The organism is Bowmanella sp. JS7-9 (assembly GCF_004329715.1).
Taxonomy (GTDB): domain Bacteria; phylum Pseudomonadota; class Gammaproteobacteria; order Enterobacterales; family Alteromonadaceae; genus Pseudobowmanella; species Pseudobowmanella zhangzhouensis.
Genome location: NZ_JXSY01000005.1, coordinates 248,245 through 263,717 on the forward strand (window position 1 = coordinate 248,245; position 15,473 = coordinate 263,717).

The 15,473-nt window shown below is 49.8% G+C and carries 16 protein-coding genes; 5 read left to right on the forward strand and 11 right to left on the reverse strand.

The features are described from left to right. From TK45_RS03665 to TK45_RS03685, 5 genes are all read right to left on the reverse strand, one after another. Complete coding sequence (locus TK45_RS03665; RefSeq protein ID WP_165490685.1) at positions 1–771, reverse strand: ABC transporter substrate-binding protein; 771 nt, start codon at positions 769–771, stop codon at positions 1–3. A 112-nt stretch (positions 772–883) separates the two neighbouring features. Continuing rightward, positions 884–2,008: a beta-ketoacyl-ACP synthase III gene (locus TK45_RS03670; protein ID WP_131257274.1), complete on the reverse strand. Its 1,125-nt coding sequence runs from the start codon at positions 2,006–2,008 to the stop codon at positions 884–886. A 42-nt stretch (positions 2,009–2,050) separates the two neighbouring features. Then, positions 2,051–3,190 carry an RDD family protein gene (locus TK45_RS03675; protein WP_131257275.1) on the reverse strand — a complete coding sequence of 380 codons (1,140 nt, stop codon included), beginning with the start codon at positions 3,188–3,190 and terminating at the stop codon, positions 2,051–2,053. A gap of 17 nt (positions 3,191–3,207) precedes the next feature. Continuing rightward, positions 3,208–4,380 carry a VWA domain-containing protein gene (locus TK45_RS03680; protein ID WP_131257276.1) on the reverse strand — a complete coding sequence of 391 codons (1,173 nt, stop codon included), beginning with the start codon at positions 4,378–4,380 and terminating at the stop codon, positions 3,208–3,210. Further along, positions 4,380–5,216, reverse strand: coding sequence for a MoxR family ATPase (locus TK45_RS03685; RefSeq protein WP_131257277.1), 837 nt, complete (start codon positions 5,214–5,216; stop codon positions 4,380–4,382). Before TK45_RS03685 ends, TK45_RS03680 begins: the two co-directional genes overlap by 1 nt. A gap of 91 nt (positions 5,217–5,307) precedes the next feature. On the opposite strand from TK45_RS03685, the gene TK45_RS03690 reads away from it, so the two are divergent. After that, entirely contained in the window at positions 5,308–5,841 is a 534-nt protein-coding gene (locus TK45_RS03690) for a DUF2937 family protein (protein WP_131257278.1), read from the forward strand. Between the two features lie 3 nt (positions 5,842–5,844). Here TK45_RS03690 and TK45_RS03695 read toward each other — a convergent pair whose 3' ends face one another. Next, the gene (locus TK45_RS03695; RefSeq protein WP_131257279.1) at positions 5,845–6,255 is read right to left on the reverse strand and encodes an SRPBCC domain-containing protein; all 411 of its coding nucleotides are present in this window, start codon (positions 6,253–6,255) and stop codon (positions 5,845–5,847) included. A 217-nt stretch (positions 6,256–6,472) separates the two neighbouring features. Between TK45_RS03695 and TK45_RS03700 the strand changes: the two genes are divergently transcribed. The 4 genes from TK45_RS03700 (at position 6,473) to TK45_RS03715 (ending at position 9,646) form a co-directional block, all read left to right on the forward strand. Continuing rightward, positions 6,473–6,733, forward strand: a complete 261-nt coding sequence (locus TK45_RS03700; protein ID WP_131257280.1) for a hypothetical protein — start codon at positions 6,473–6,475, stop codon at positions 6,731–6,733. Between the two features lie 943 nt (positions 6,734–7,676). After that, positions 7,677–8,150: a hypothetical protein gene (locus TK45_RS03705; protein ID WP_131257281.1), complete on the forward strand. Its 474-nt coding sequence runs from the start codon at positions 7,677–7,679 to the stop codon at positions 8,148–8,150. A 112-nt stretch (positions 8,151–8,262) separates the two neighbouring features. Beyond that, entirely contained in the window at positions 8,263–9,015 is a 753-nt protein-coding gene (locus TK45_RS03710; protein ID WP_131257282.1) for a hypothetical protein, read from the forward strand. Positions 9,016–9,121: 106 nt separating this feature from the next. Then, positions 9,122–9,646 carry a hypothetical protein gene (locus tag TK45_RS03715; RefSeq protein ID WP_131257283.1) on the forward strand — a complete coding sequence of 175 codons (525 nt, stop codon included), beginning with the start codon at positions 9,122–9,124 and terminating at the stop codon, positions 9,644–9,646. A 79-nt stretch (positions 9,647–9,725) separates the two neighbouring features. On the opposite strand, the gene maiA is transcribed toward TK45_RS03715, so the two are convergent. The 5 genes from maiA to tyrR form a co-directional block, all read right to left on the reverse strand. Further along, positions 9,726–10,379, reverse strand: coding sequence for a maleylacetoacetate isomerase (gene maiA, locus TK45_RS03720; protein WP_131257284.1), 654 nt, complete (start codon positions 10,377–10,379; stop codon positions 9,726–9,728). A gap of 3 nt (positions 10,380–10,382) precedes the next feature. Then, positions 10,383–11,396: a fumarylacetoacetate hydrolase family protein gene (locus TK45_RS03725; protein WP_131257285.1), complete on the reverse strand. Its 1,014-nt coding sequence runs from the start codon at positions 11,394–11,396 to the stop codon at positions 10,383–10,385. 7 nt (positions 11,397–11,403) lie between these two features. Further along, positions 11,404–12,540, reverse strand: coding sequence for a homogentisate 1,2-dioxygenase (locus TK45_RS03730; protein ID WP_131257286.1), 1,137 nt, complete (start codon positions 12,538–12,540; stop codon positions 11,404–11,406). Next, complete coding sequence (gene hppD, locus TK45_RS03735; protein WP_131257287.1) at positions 12,533–13,612, reverse strand: 4-hydroxyphenylpyruvate dioxygenase; 1,080 nt, start codon at positions 13,610–13,612, stop codon at positions 12,533–12,535. The genes TK45_RS03730 and hppD overlap by 8 nt, the downstream gene beginning before the upstream one ends. 218 nt (positions 13,613–13,830) lie before the next feature. After that, positions 13,831–15,375 (reverse strand): transcriptional regulator TyrR, encoded by a 1,545-nt coding sequence (tyrR, locus tag TK45_RS03740; protein WP_131257288.1) that lies wholly within the window; start codon positions 15,373–15,375, stop codon positions 13,831–13,833. Positions 15,376–15,473: the final 98 nt, after the last annotated feature.

A 15,473-nucleotide genomic window follows, 5' to 3' on the forward strand; every position in this document is an offset into this window, starting at 1 on the left:
TCATTGCGTGCTTCGCAATGCTCTTACCGACGGAATGGTGCGCACGGGTGTGGTTTGCTCCGCGCCGGCAATCAGTTCCTCTATGCGCCCCTGATTTTGCATCTCGGTTAACACCGACGTGATAGGTTCCAGCAAGTCCTGTCGTGACTTATGTAAATAGTGGTAAAGATCAATCTGGTTCAACACAATGCGCTCCAACTGTGCCTGCCAGTCGGGATTTTCTGCCAAAATCCGCATGGCCAGTGGTTCGGGGATCACCAGCGCATCAATCCGTCCCATCATCAGCATTTCCAGCGCAGCATCGCTATGAATGATGGGTTCACATGCTAAGCCCATCTGTTGACTGAGCATATCAATCGCAACGACACCCTGCTGACACCCCAACCGACGGTGCGAGCCCGCCAGCCACTGACTGGCAGCTTCACGCTCATCCATGCGCATCCGGTACGCCACCAGGTTAATTCGGTTGATCACCACGGGTACCCTCACCAGATTAGGATACAGTCGTTCGATACCAGCAATCCGCGCCATCTCACCGTCGGCTTCCCCTGCATTCGCTAATTTAAACGCCCGCGCCGGCGGCAACGGATTGAATTGAATAGCCAAATCCAATTGCGCGTAAGCTTCACGCAGCACCAGTGCCGATGCGTTATTTTCAGGTGACTCAGCCGGGCAGGTAAACACCAGTTGCCCTTCGGCTGCTTGTAAACTCGCAGGGAAAAGCATCAACAGGGAGAGAAATAATCGAAACAGAAAGGTTAGTCGCGTCATACCAGCATCCATACTCAGTACTTATGAGCATGGTTCGCCCATGCCCGCTTTGCAAGTTGGAGCCAATTAAAAAGGCCGCAATAGCGGCCTTCAACTCTTTAAGTTCTGGTGGTTAACGCTTTTGCAGAACCAGACTTCCGATGGAATAGCCTGCCCCGAATGAGCACAGCAAACCATATTCTCCGGCATTAAATCCGTCTTTATACAGATGAAATGCAATTAACGAACCCGCTGAAGCCGTATTGGCATAGGTATCCAGTACAATCGGCGCTTCACCGGGCTCCGGGTCGCGGCCGAGGATCTTCTTACTGATCAGCACGTTCATATTGATATTGGCCTGATGCAGCCACCAGCGTTTTACATCCACCGGGGTTAAATCATGACGAGCGATATGCTCCAAAATATGCTCAGCCGCCATTGGGCACACTTCTTTAAACACCTTGCGACCATACTGATAAAACAGCATATCGGCGCCGGCCGGGTCTTGATCGTTCGAAGTATTTACATAACCGAAGTTGGCACGAATATTATTGGAAAACTGCGTCACCGCTTTAGTGCTGACAATATCAAACGCTTCTGCTGAATTGCAGGTCTCGGCTGACTCTATTACCGCCGCGGTGGCCACATCACCAAAAATAAAATGGCTGTCGCGATCGGTGTAATTGACCAGCGGCGACGTCAGTTCCGGATTAATCACCAGCACCGCACGGGCGGTACCGGCTTTAACCATCTCGTAAGCGCGGTGTAAACCAAAGGTGGCCGCAGAACAGGCCACCAGCATATCGAAGGCAAAGCCTTTTACGCCTAATGCTTCCTGCACTTCGATGGCAATAGCGGGGAAACTGCGCTGGGTAATGGCGCAGGATACGATAATCGCATCGATATCTTCGGGCTGTTTATTGGCCGCTTTCAGCGCCGCTTTAGCCGCATGCAGAGCAATTTCGGCCTGATCAGACAGTGCATCATCGGCACGCGCCGGAATGCGAGGACGCATGCGATCGACATCCAGAATGCCGTCTTTGATATAGGCATAGCGGGATTTGATGCCGGAGGCTTTTTCAATAAATTCGGCACTAGAGAAGGGTTTAGCTTCTACTTCGCCCGCGGCGATGGCATCGGCATGGGTGTGATTGTATTTTTCCGCCCAGGCATTGTAGGCAGCAACCAACTCTTCGTTGGTGATAGTGTGCGGTGGATTCCATAATCCGGTCCCGCTTAACACAACTTGTTGGGTCATAAATTGGCTAACTTTGCAGACAAAATTAGCCGAATTGTACTCTTATTCCGGCTTGGATTCACTTTTTAACGCACGTTGACTCTCGTTGATGGCATGCACATCCAGCTTATCCATCCCCAGCCGGATCACCAGTGTCTCAGAAATCTTATCCTGGATCGCCATCCGATTAGGCTCCCAGTAAATTTGTAAAAAGCCCAGTAAGCCGGTCGCCAGCCCCGCACCATAGCCGCCATAACGTTCGAAGCTTTCCCACAACGTCATGGTATTACCATCCAGCTTGATGACCTTAATCCCCATGATTTTTTTGCCCGGCGTCTGGCCTTTAAACCAGTAGGTAAACGCGGTGAAATACAGCGCCGCCCAACCAAAACCAATGCCTAAGTCTTCCAGCAAGCCGCGCACCCAAGCGAGCAGACTGGGATCGCCATCATCATTTTTGGGAATTTGGAAGCTGTCATCCTGCTTGTCGGCCGCCGGTTTATCGGTTTTTTCAGCCAGCGGCTGCGACTTGGCCGAATGCTGTTTAAGCGTCTCTTTGGCCATAGCTAACAAGGTTGCAGTTTGCTCATCGCTCAGGTGTTTCTGCATATTGGTTTGCATATCCTGCAGGATCTCATTACTGAATTTATCCTCCAGCCCCAGTTCACCCAAGGTAGTGCTAAACACTGTGATATAACCTTCCCAGCAGGCATAAGGCTCGCAGGCTCCAGCGGCAATGCGCTGTTCGATGGCCTCCATCTGGTTACTGTGCTGAATCATCATCCCGGCGGTGGCAATCCCCTGTAAACCAGTCATCCCCTTCACGTCTTTGGGGCCGTCGTCATTCCAGCTACTGGGTTTACTTTCCTCAAACACCGCTATCAGCACACCGAACAGCAGAAAAGCCGCAATAAAACGCAGGGTTTTGCGCAGCCAGTTAAAGCGCGGTTTGATTTCCTTTTTATTGCCCGCTCGCCAAAACACCACCGCGCCGACACCCGCCAGCAGAATGCTCGGCAAACCGGTTAACATCGACACAAACAGCATATCCAACAGCATGGCAAAGCCGCGGCGTTTGGGGCGCGCCAACGCGGTACCGATAAGATGGTCGGATACGCCAAATTCATAGGGCGTAATCACATCGCGGATCTGTTTGTCGGTCATCTTCTGACCGTTACTGCTAAAGTCCTGTTCTGCGTCCATGGTGGTCGTCCGGTAAATTACAGCAAGGTTTTAATTGCGTCGTCTAAGCCTTTGATCGTTAAAGGAAACATCCGCTTATCCATTATATCGTGCAGTATGCCAATGGATTGATAATAGCGCCAGTAGCTTTCCGGCTGCGGATTCAGCCACACCGCTTTATTAAAATGATGCAGTAAACGCTGCAACCACACCGCGCCGGCTTCTTCGTTCCAGTGCTCGACACTGCCGCCTGGGTAGGTAATTTCATAGGGCCCCATAGTGGCATCGCCAACCAGGATCAGTTTGTAATCACGGCCAAATTTATGGATCAGATCCCACACCGGGATGGTTTCCTCGTGGCGACGGCGATTGTTCTTCCACACTCCTTCATACACGCAGTTGTGAAAGTAAAAATACTCCAGGTGTTTGAACTCCGTGTGCACCGCCGAAAACAGTTCTTCTACCTGCTGAATATGGCCATCCATCGAGCCGCCCACATCAAACAGCATCAACACCTTAATCGCGTTATGCCGCTCAGGCAGCATGCGGATATCCAAATAACCGGCATTTTTCGAGGTGGCCTCAATGGTGCCGTGCATATCCAGCTCCAGCTCTGCCCCACTGCGGGCAAACTGGCGCAACTTGCGCAGCGCCACCTTGATATTGCGGGTGCCCAGTTCCACATCACTGGCGAGGTCCTGAAACTCGCGCTTATCCCACACTTTGGCGGCAGAAAACTGGCGGTTGCCATCCTGACCGATACGCACCCCAGAGGGGTTATAGCCATAAGCACCAAAGGGCGAAGTGCCGCCGGTACCGATCCATTTATTGCCGCCCTGATGGCGACCTTTTTGTTCTTCCAACCGTTCGCGCAGGGTTTTCATCAGCTCTTCTAAGCTACCCATAGCCTCGATTTGCTTTTTTTCTTCGTCGCTGAACTGGCGAAAAATTTCGCGCCGCAGCCAGTCTTCAGGGATTTCATCACCAAACAAATCCAGCGATTCGACCCCTTCAAAATAATCGGCAAACGCCCGGTCGAACTTATCGTACTGGGCTTCATCTTTAACCATGCACAGCCGCGCCAGATAATAAAACTGCTGAATATCGGCAAATACCAGCCGCGCTTTTAGCGCCCCCAGTAAATCCAGTAGCTCGCGCAGGCTGACTTTCAGGCCATAGCGGCGCAGGGTGAAGAAAAACTCAATCAGCATTAGCGCCGCGCCATAAACGCCAGTTTCTCGAACAGGTGAATATCCTGCTCGTTTTTCAGCAGCGCACCATACAGCGGAGGGATGGCATTTTTGTTGGTTTTGTCTTTGAGTACCTCTGGCGGAATATCCTCGGCTACCAGTAATTTCAGCCAGTCGATCAGCTCCGAGGTAGAAGGCTTTTTCTTCAGCCCCGGTATTTGGCGTAAGTTAAAGAAACACTCCAACGCTTCGGCCAGCAGTTCCTGTTTTAATCCATCGAAATGCACGTTAACGATTTGCTGCATCTCGTCTTTATCCGGGAACCGGATGTAATGGAAAAAGCAGCGGCGCAAAAACGCGTCTGGCAGTTCTTTTTCGTTATTGGAGGTAATGATCACAATCGGCCGCTGACTGGCTTTTATGGTCTGCCGCGTCTCGTACACGTAGAACTCCATCTTATCCAGTTCCTGCAACAGGTCATTGGGGAATTCGATATCAGCTTTATCGATTTCATCAATCAGCAGCACCGGCCGCGCATCAGCGGTAAACGCTTCCCACAACTTGCCTTTGATAATGTAGTTGCTGATATCGTGTACTTTTTCATCCCCTAATTGGGAGTCACGCAGGCGCGAAACCGCATCGTATTCGTACAGTCCCTGATGGGCTTTGGTGGTGGATTTGATATGCCACTGAATCAGGTCGGTATTCAGCGCTTTGGCCAGCTCTTCCGCCAGCATGGTTTTGCCGGTGCCCGGCTCCCCTTTTATCAATAACGGTTTTTGCAGCGTAATGGCAGCATTGACCGCCAGTTGCAGATCATCGCTGGCAATATAGGATTCAGTCCCCTGAAACGACATGCTATCTCCTGTTTATACGCCCAGACCGGGCTTGCAGAATAATTCACTTACTAACATGATAGGCATTGTACTTATCTGCCCATAAAGCACCATGAGTAAAATTAATCACTATTTATCGATGTTGTTTGTCGCTGCCGGTATTTTACTGGGGGTGCAGTTGCCCAATGCCATGCACCAGTATGCGCAGCGGGTGGATGCCCATTATCTCGAGGCCGAGCGCGCTGCCGCGCCCTATCACCTGCTGGCCAATCAGTTATTTAATGGCTCGATGCAGGCGCTAATTGAAAAACATCAGCAAAGTGGCGAGGTGCTGTTTCAGCAAGAAGCCGAGCCGATTAAACAACTGATTGCGCGCGAAACCTACCTGCGCCAATTGCGCGAGGGTCTGTCCGGTAATGTTTGGCAACAAACCTGGTATGCCCTTCGCCACCCGGATCAGGAAATCGCCGAAGAAACCGTGAACCATTATCAGGCCACGATCCCGCTGACCCAACCGGCACTGATTGCGGCCCTGGCGGGCGGTATTCTGGCGGCCCTGCTGTATGAATTGCTGTTAGTGCTGTGCCTGAAACCTTTGGGGCGGATATTTACACCCCGCCCGGCAAAACCACATTTACCTCAATAGTTATCAGGCCTGTGCTTCGGCGTAGCGGGCGTAATTATCTAATATCGCCTGCCAGCCGCCACGCTGCATCTCGGCGCTGTGGGTGGTTTCGGCGTCAAACTCTACCGTGACATTAACCCCCTGCCCCTTTTGGGTAAACCGCACCGCCGCCTCACGGTTATCGTCCATACGATAATCCAGCGCCTGCATCGGCACCACATGGGTAAAGCTGCCGCCAAAGTCAAAGCCCATCGAACCATCTTTGGCCTCCATTCGGCTGGTAAAGCGCCCGCCAACCCGCACATCATAATCGGCGGATGGGCAGCACCAGTCATCGCTGGCAAAGTTCCAGTTAACAATATGCTGTGGTTGGGTATACACCGCCCAGGCATGCTCTGCGCTGGTGTTAACATGGGCTTTGACAAGAATTTTCATTTGGTTGTCCTTAACAAACATTGAGCAGCCAGCATGTCACAGGTTGGTAAATGTTGCCAACGGCTCACCAAAATGTTGTTGTTTTCGCCAAAATTTGTGGCTAATGTGCTGCACCAAATAATGCTAACTCGCTGAAACACCTGTATTTTCTGGCTTTACGCGTTGGCACACTGATTGCTGTATCTGACTCGAACACGTCATTTAAGGGAATGTAACAATGAAAAAAGACATCGCCACATTTTTAGCCATCCTATTGATCGCCGTGCTGTACACACAGTTCAATGAAATCTCCTACAAGCTGGGCTTTGCCGAACTGAAAATGAGCGCCATTTTAGAAAACAGCGAAAAGATGAAAGTGAAGTGTGATGCCTACGCCTATGGCTACTTTGATGAAATTAAGATCCAGAATAAATTTCAGAAGTGCATTAACGATTATGAAAAAGAAGGCTACACCCTGGTTAGTCGTGTAGACGCGTAACCTGCTGTTTTGATTTTTGAAAAGGCCGTTCTGTTGAACGGCTTTTTTGTTGGAATGGTGCGTGAGACTGTGAGATTTTGTCGCGGTGGCGACAGCACCGTTAGGGAATTCAAATCAACTTTAGAGAATGACCTCCCTGTCGGTTTTCGCCCCGTCCCGATAGGGGCGACCTCCTTTTGGACAGACCCAAAAGGAGGGAAAAGGTCTCTCGCTCCGGCAATTTGCTGATCCCTCATAAAACAAATTCCGCTAATCGAACCGGCGCAAGGCAACATCCATGTAAGGCTATGCGCCTTGGCCTGACGTCCTGTCAGGCCAAGGCGAAATCTGTTTTATTTCGGGCAAGACTGCGCGTCCCGATTGCCTCGCTAATTTACGGCGGCTTCGCCGCCAAAAGAATCACGCGGAGCGCGACAATTCCTCTGGTACACGCTACCAGCTTATTTGGTTGGGGTTAAGAACTGGACTTTGGTTGGCATATTCTCTCCCGTGGGCGGAAGTAAAATTCAGGAGCCGATGTAAAAGCCTAACGCCACATCATGGATGATGGGGCGAGCGTTATAGGTGGCATGGAAAGCCCCTGTAACGCGGTTAGGCTTTTACCGGCGATAGGATTTTATGTTATTCCGCCGTCGGGATGCCGGGGATTCCAAAGGGGTTTGGCACAAACCCCCTTTGGGTGCTGTCGCCACCGCGACAAATTGCCCACGTATTGCGCTGTACAAAATAGTGTAAAAAATCACAGTAAATCAGAGTTTCCCCTATATTCTGGAAAACGACCCATTGGGTCGTTTTTGTCCTGTTGCCAATTTGCAACACAGATAAAAATGTACTGTATGGCAATCACTTACCATACCTGTTAAAAATACGGCAGGACAAAAACGCGCGACGCGTCGGCAGAAAAACGACCCAAACGCGCACTATTAAATTGTTAGGCATCAATATGGAATTCGTGGTACAGCAAAGCAGTGGTAAAGAAGTTATCTACTCTTCAATCCCGCTTGAAAAACAAAGTGTCGCGGAGGGAGAGCTTGGAAGATGGCGTATAGATATGGTTGATTTTGAAAAATATCTAACCAACAAAATTAAAGACTTAGACTTTGGCCAAAGCATAGAGACATATTGTTTTGGCTTTGAAATAGCCGACACAAAGTTGTGGGGTGAATTCTTTGCCTCAACAAAAGAATATATAAGCTATCGCCCAAAGTCTAAAACTCTAGTATCAGTCGGTCAAATTGAATGGCTTTCGGTAAAAGACTTGGATTTTAAAAGTCAACTCAAAAGATTAGCCGAGGCCATAGTTGAGTCCGCTACCCGAGTTAGCGTATTAAAACGCAAGCCAAAAGATTTCAACTATGAGTATTTTGCCGAAGTAGTTAAGAAATTAGTTTTAAAGTACAGCTCAAAAAATGCCTAACAAACCAAGCCAGCTGACCCACGCAAGCAATGGCCTTGAAAAGCAGGCCATTAAACGCTTGCGGGCCAGCTGCTTAGGGCGTTAGCTTTTCCTCTAGCTCTGGTTATTATTGATGCTTCAATATGAAAATATAATTAGTTTATTAACAAATGCTTTTGAATTTCTAGAGCAAAAAATAGCACCACCTATTAAACAGGAATTTGGTGGCGGCTATGTTTATCGGTACAGAGAAAAATCTTACCAACAAGCTGTAATTCAAAAGCTTGCTAGAACAATTACAGGTTTAAGGGCATTACTTTTACTTAATCAAAATGGTCTTCTTCAAGAGCAAGCCTCTCTACAACGAGTATTAGACGAGCTAGATGAAGATATAATGTTTCTCACTTTCCCGTTTTTATTTGACGACCGAACTGAATTACATCAGAAATATTTAGACGCTTTCTACGAAGAAGAGTTTGATATCCCAGAGAGTGCGATTGAGTCAACTCAAAAAAGACCTATGATTTCAAGAAAAAAAGTTAGAGCTTACATAAACAAACCTCGTGGTGAGAAATCAAAGCAAAGTTCTTCTATCGAAACATCAAGAACTTTGAGTAAAACCTATTCTGGTTATGTCCACTGTGCATCGCCTCAAATAATGGAATTATACTTTGGGACACCGTTAAAGTTTCAAACCACAGGGAACGCAACATCGCCTTTTTACGAAGACCATAAAGACGATCTATTTAATAATTTCTTTCGTGCTATTCATTCTTTTGGTTTCGCGTCCATGATGCTTAGGCAAAATGAGTTATTTGACCAGCTACTTAGCTATTCTAAGCAGTTTGCGGTTGAGCAAGGTAAAGGAAACAACGTGGCTTGGTAAAAAGCTAACAAACGATTCAACAAGGACGTAAAAAGCTTGGCTTGCGTCACTTCGTTCCTAATTTTAGCCAAGCTTTTTAAGTCTGTTAAGCGGGCGTTAGCCAATTATGAAAAAACCTAAGATTTCTCAAACGAAACGAACTAATAATTTGGCTGCGGAAGGTTCCTCTTTAAGTCTTTATGCAGACCTTTTACTTAACGCTGCATTTCACGGTGTCATTTTCCTCATTATAGCTATCGCATTTTTTGAGTTTACTTTCCCAACAGCAAAAAACGCATGGTTTGCTGTGGCAACTCTTTTTTTCTCAACGTTTTTTGGTTTTTTAACGTTTAAGTTGCAGTTTCGTGGGACGCATGCGGTTGTTTTAAAATCGGATGAATTTCGTGAAGCCTTAACAAAATATCTTAAGAAGTTGGATTTCATAACTCATTATGACAACAAGCAATTTACCGCTGCTCAATTTACAAAACTCGGGCATTATGTGAACGACGACTTTTATGCCATTTATTCAGAAAATTGTGTTTCATTATTTTGCATCAGTTATCGACCTTTTCCGTTTTCATTGGTGAGATCTAGAAGGATCATCAAGGATGTATTAAATGAAGTGTCTGAGGCTAACAAACCACTGTAGTCACTCGCTGGCGCTCGTTGGGACACAAACACAAAAAAGCCGTCCTGTTGGACGGCTTTTTTACAATAAAAACAAAAGCTTATTCAGCATCAGGCTGATTCTCTGGCGCGGCGCGCTTAAACGCCTCCAACTCCGCCAAATTCTCTGCAATTCGCTGAATTGTCGGGAACTGACTCATATCCACCCCAAAGCGGTGAGCGTTATACACCTGCGGCATCAGGCACACATCTGCCAGTGACAGGGTAAAGCCAAAGCAATAGTCGGCAGCGGTGTTTTGCAGGCGCTTTTCTACCGTAGCAAAACACTTATTGATCCAGTGCTTAGCCCAGGTGGCTTTGCCGCCCTGATCCACCCCGTATTCGCTGGCCAGATAGTTCAGCACACGCAGGTTAGCCAGCGGCTGCACATCACAGGCGATATCCATCGCCACGGTACGCACCCGTGCGCGATCCAGCGCATGCTCTGGCAGTAACTGCGGCAAATTGGGGTATTTCTCATCCAGATATTCACAGATTGCCAGCGACTGGTTGAGGATGACGTCTTCGTCATCATCCACCAGCGTCGGCACCAGATTAGCCGGATTCAGGCCGGCATAGTTATCACTATGCTGCTGGCCGCCATCTTTAACTAAATGTACCGGCTGGAGCGTATAGTCCAGCCCTTTAATATTCAGCGCGATGCGAACCCGGTAACTGGCCGACGAGCGCCAGTAGCTATACAGCTTGAGTGCCATGCATTATCCCTTATAGGCCACGACTTTCTGGTCAATTTTGCCGAAGATACACTGGCCGGCGTCGTCGTGCATATGAATTTTGATGGTGTCACCAAATTTCATAAATGGCGTGGACGGCTTACCATCACGGATGGTTTCGATCATGCGCACCTCGGCAATACAGGAATACCCCACGCCGCCATGCTCGATGGCGCTGCCGTGGTCAGTACCCTGCTTGTTCGACACAGTACCTGAACCAATAATGGCGCCCGCGCCCAGATTGCGGCTTTTTGCGGCATGAGCCACTAACTGACCAAAATGGAAGGTCATGTCTTCGCCCGCCTGTGGCTTACCAAACGGCTTACCATTGTATTCACTTAAAAGTGGCAAATGCACTTTTCCGCCCTGCCATTTATCACCCAGTTCATCCGGGGTGACGGCAACCGGTGAGAACACTGAGGCAGGCTTAGACTGGAAGAAGCCAAACCCTTTGGCCAGTTCGCCCGGGATCAGGCCACGCAGCGACACATCGTTAACCAGCATGATCAGTTTGATATGCTGCAGTGCGCTGTCGGCATCGATACCCATCGGGACATCGTCGGTAACCACCGCCACTTCGCCTTCGAAGTCGATACCCCACTCGTCGGACGGTAACTGAATATCGTCACGCGGGCCGATAAAATCATCCGAGCCGCCCTGATACATCAGCGGATCTGTCCAGAAGGTTTCCGGCATCTCGGCATTACGCGCTTTGCGCACCAGTTCAACGTGGTTCACATAGGCACTGCCATCGGCCCATTGATAGGCCCGTGGCAACGGTGACTCACACTGGCTTTGCTCAAATGCTTCGCCCGCGACTTGCTGGCTGTTTAACTGCGCATACAAGGCTGCCAGTTTAGGGCTGATGTCTTCCCAGTTATCCAGCGCCTGTTGCATGGTGTCGGCAATGCCGGTGGCACTGATCATGCGGCTCAGGTCGCGGCTCACGACTACCAGTTGGCCGTCTCGGCGGCCGTTTTTAATCGTTGCTAACTTCATTGCAATGTTATTCCGTTTTCGCTTTCCAGCTGTTGACGTAATCCGGGTTTTCCACGTGTGTTGCGGCATCGCCCACTTCCAGTGCATCGCGGGTATCGAGCATCACCGCCACTTCGTCGGTGAACTTTTTACGATACTCCTGCCCGGCCTGAAACGCTTTAGGGTGCGGCCCATGGGTAAACCCGGCCGGGTGGAAGGTCATCATACCCGCGTCAATATTGTCGCGGCTGAAGAAATCACCGGCATGGTAAAACAGCACTTCATCATAATCGTCGTTGTTATGGTAGAACGGCACTTTCAGTGCGCCCGGATCGCTTTCAATCGGGCGTGGCACAAAGGTACATACCACAAATCGTTGCGCCACAAAGGTGGTGTGCGCCGACGGTGGCAAATGGTAACGGTGGCTCATCAATGGGCGAATATCGCGCCAGTTGAGTTTGACCACACATAAGTCACCGTGCCAGCCCTGGGCATCGAGCGGATTAAACGGATAGGTAATGGTTGAAACCTGGCCGTGACGTTTGACGTCGACTTGCCATTCGTTTTCATCCTGCTGGGCCAGAAACGCCTCATCAATTTGCGGAATATCCAGCACCGCCGGATCGAACACCGCGTGATTGCCCACCATGCCTTTTTCCGGCAACTGGTAGCTGTCGTTGGTGGCTTCAATCATCAGGATGGTCAGCGGACTGGTCACTTCTAAACGCCAGGTGGTGGAACGCGGGATCACAATGTAATCACCGTCACGTACTGGCAAGCGGCCGTAGTCACAGAACAGCGTGCCTTCTCCGGCATGCACAAATAACAAATCATCGCCGTCGGCATTGCGTACCAGACGTGTCATAGACTCGTGCAAGCGCCATTTGCGCACTTTGCAGTGGGCATTGGTGAGGATTTTTGGCAGAGACCAGGGATCCTGCGTGTCAATTTTGCTGAGTTTGTTCAAATCAAACAGACGGGGGCGCAACGGCCCCTGCCAGTTAGTCCAGCCGGTTGGTGCATGTTTATGGTGGAAATGGGTCGCCGGGCCAAAAAAGCCACTGCGCCCCGCTTCGCGCTCATAAATCGCCTGCTCAGGAAAATCCGCATGGGCCTGGCGCGAAGCCGTGCCCTGGGTTTGTGGAAAACTAATCCACTTACGCATTCTCCAGCACTCCGCGGCGGATTTGGTCTTCTTCAATGGACTCGAACAGCGCTTTGAAGTTACCTTCGCCGAAACCTTCGTTACCTTTGCGCTGAATGATTTCGAAGAACACCGGACCAATCACGGTATCAGTAAAGATTTGCAGCAGGATACCGTCTTTCATCGGTGCGCCATCGATGAGGATGTTCAGCTCGCGCAGTTTCGCCACATCTTCACCGTGGCCTTCTACACGTTGGTCCACTTTGGCGTAATAGGTATCCGGGGTGACCATAAAGCCCATGCCACGCTCACGCAGGGTTTGCACGGTTTTATAGATATCATTGGTAGACAGCGCGATATGCTGGATACCTTCGCCGTTGTACTCGCGGATAAACTCTTCGATCTGAGACTTATCGTCAGATGACTCATTGATTGGAATGCGGATTTTGCCACATGGGCCGGTCATGGCCTTGCTCACCAAGCCCGTCAGCTTACCTTCGATATCGAAATAACGGATCTCGCGGAAGTTACCGATGCGCTCGTAAAAATCAGCCCAAATGGCCATGTTGCCGCGACGTACGTTGTGAGTCAGGTGATCCAGCGTTTCCAACCCTACATCCGCAGCGGCCATGCGCGCTTCCCAATCCGGGTAGAAGTTAAAGTCGATTTCATAGATGTTGCGGTCACCGTAACGGTCGATGAAATACAGGGTACTTTCGCCGATACCGTAAACCGCCGGCAGGTTCAGTTCCATTGCACCCAGATTGCCCACAAACTGTTTGGCCCCGTTTTCCAGTGCATGAGCCAGCGCTTTTTGCGCATCTTTAACGCGCCATGCCATACCACACACAGACGGGCCGTGCTCTTTGGCAAACTGCTCGGCCTGCGAAGAAGGCTCAGCGTTAACGATGAAGTTCACATCGCCTTGCTTGTATAACCAGACGCGTTTTGAGCGGTGCTGGGCGACTTCGGCAAAGCCCAGAGAGCTGAACAAATCTTTCAGCGCCTGAATGCCGGCGTCATCTGCGGCAGTGTATTCAACAAATTCGAAACCGTCGGTACCCAGTGGGTTGTAATTTTGATTGCCAGACATCGTTTTATTCCTGTTAGTTTTAACTACTCGATGACGACATCATGCGGGAATTTAAAAACAAGGGAAGAGTCCCAGCATTCAGGGGTTTAGCGCCAATTAAGGGGGTAAATGTACAGGCCGATGTACAGTTGGCAAGACAAATAAAATACCCGCCAGATTTGGCGGGTATCGGGGGTTTACACGGTTAAAATCGTGCAGAATTCATTACATTTTAGTAACTATAACTTTACAGTACGTTTATTAATCCCATAGTCGCGCAGCTTATTGGCTATCGCGGTGTGGCTTAACCCCAGTTTTCTGGCCAATTGGCGCGTGCTGGGGTACGTGGGATACAAACGACGCAGCAGATCTTTTTCGAAACGTTTTACCGCCTCATCCAAGGTACCGGTGATCTCGGCCTGCACAAACGGGCCATCATTACTGGTAGAGGGTAACTGCACATTGTCTTTGTGGATCTCATCGCCTTCCAGCAGGGATACTGCACGGAACATGGAGTTTTGTAACTGGCGTACGTTACCCGGCCAGCTATAACCCTGCAGGTATTCCACACAAGAGCGGCTTAGTTTGGGCGCTTTCATGCCAAGCTTAGCCGCATGCTGTTTCACGAACTTTTCCGCCAGCGGCACGATATCCTGCTTACGTTCACGCAGTGGCGGCAGCGATAGAGACAACACATTCAAACGGTAATACAGATCTTCGCGGAACTTACCGTCCATCACCAACTGACCCAGGTCTTTATGGGTGGTGCACATAATCCGCACATCCACACGCACTTCGTTGCTATCGCCTACCCGGCGGAAACAACCGGTTTCCAGAACGCGCAACAACTTGGCCTGCAACTGTGCTGACATATCGCCGATTTCATCCAGTAACAGCGTGCCGCCCTGAGCCTGTTCAAATAAGCCGGTTTTGCTGTTGTCATTACCATAGGCGCCCGGGGCGTAGCCAAATAACTCCGGCTCAGCCACGTTATCCGGCAGCGCGGCACAGTTAAGTACCAGAAATGGCTTATCCGCGCGGCTACTGGCTTTATGGCAGGCCTGCGCCAGCAATTCTTTGCCGGTGCCGGTTTCACCGATAAACAACACAGGGGCGTCCAGCCCGGCAACTTTATTCGCTTCTTTAACCACTTTGCGCATGCCCTGACTGGCAGCGGCTAAGGGGGCAAAACTGTCATGCAGCACACCCGGTTGTGGACTTAACACCGCATCAGATTTGAGTACCAGCATAGCACCGGCCAGATTTGACTCGCCGTCTTTATCCGTGACTTGCACTGGCAGTAACTCCGCCACGAAATCCTGCTCGATAAATTTCACCGCGGTGCATTGTGGGGTGATCTTTTTACCTTCCAGCCAACGGCTGAAATTAAACCCTTTGATAAATTCGGCGATATCACGGCCGACGATTGATTTAAAATCCAGCTCGACACCGTTGGCCACCGCGTTATTGACCAGCAACACGCGGCCACGGGCATCGATGGAAAACACCGGCTCACTGAGGCTGTGTAACAGCGCGACTAATTGGTGCTTTTCCCGCTCGATGGGCATATAAGGGGTGGTTTTAACATCCATGATGCCTTTGATCCGGCGGATTTCGGGCATCAGGTGTTGGAATTCTGCGAACTCGATATTCGGAATATGCAGGAAAATTTTGCCTGCTTCGTCAACTTCAATACCGCGTAAATCGATCTCGTGTCTGACCAGAATATCCAATACATTCTGGGTAATGCCGAGGCGATCTTCGCAGCTAATTTCCAAGCGCATACTACTTTTCCAAAAATGTTTACGAAACGTAAAGATTTTATTACGAAAGCAGGTGACGGGACAATCAGGAATTTCGCAAATTTGTAACAAAACCCGGC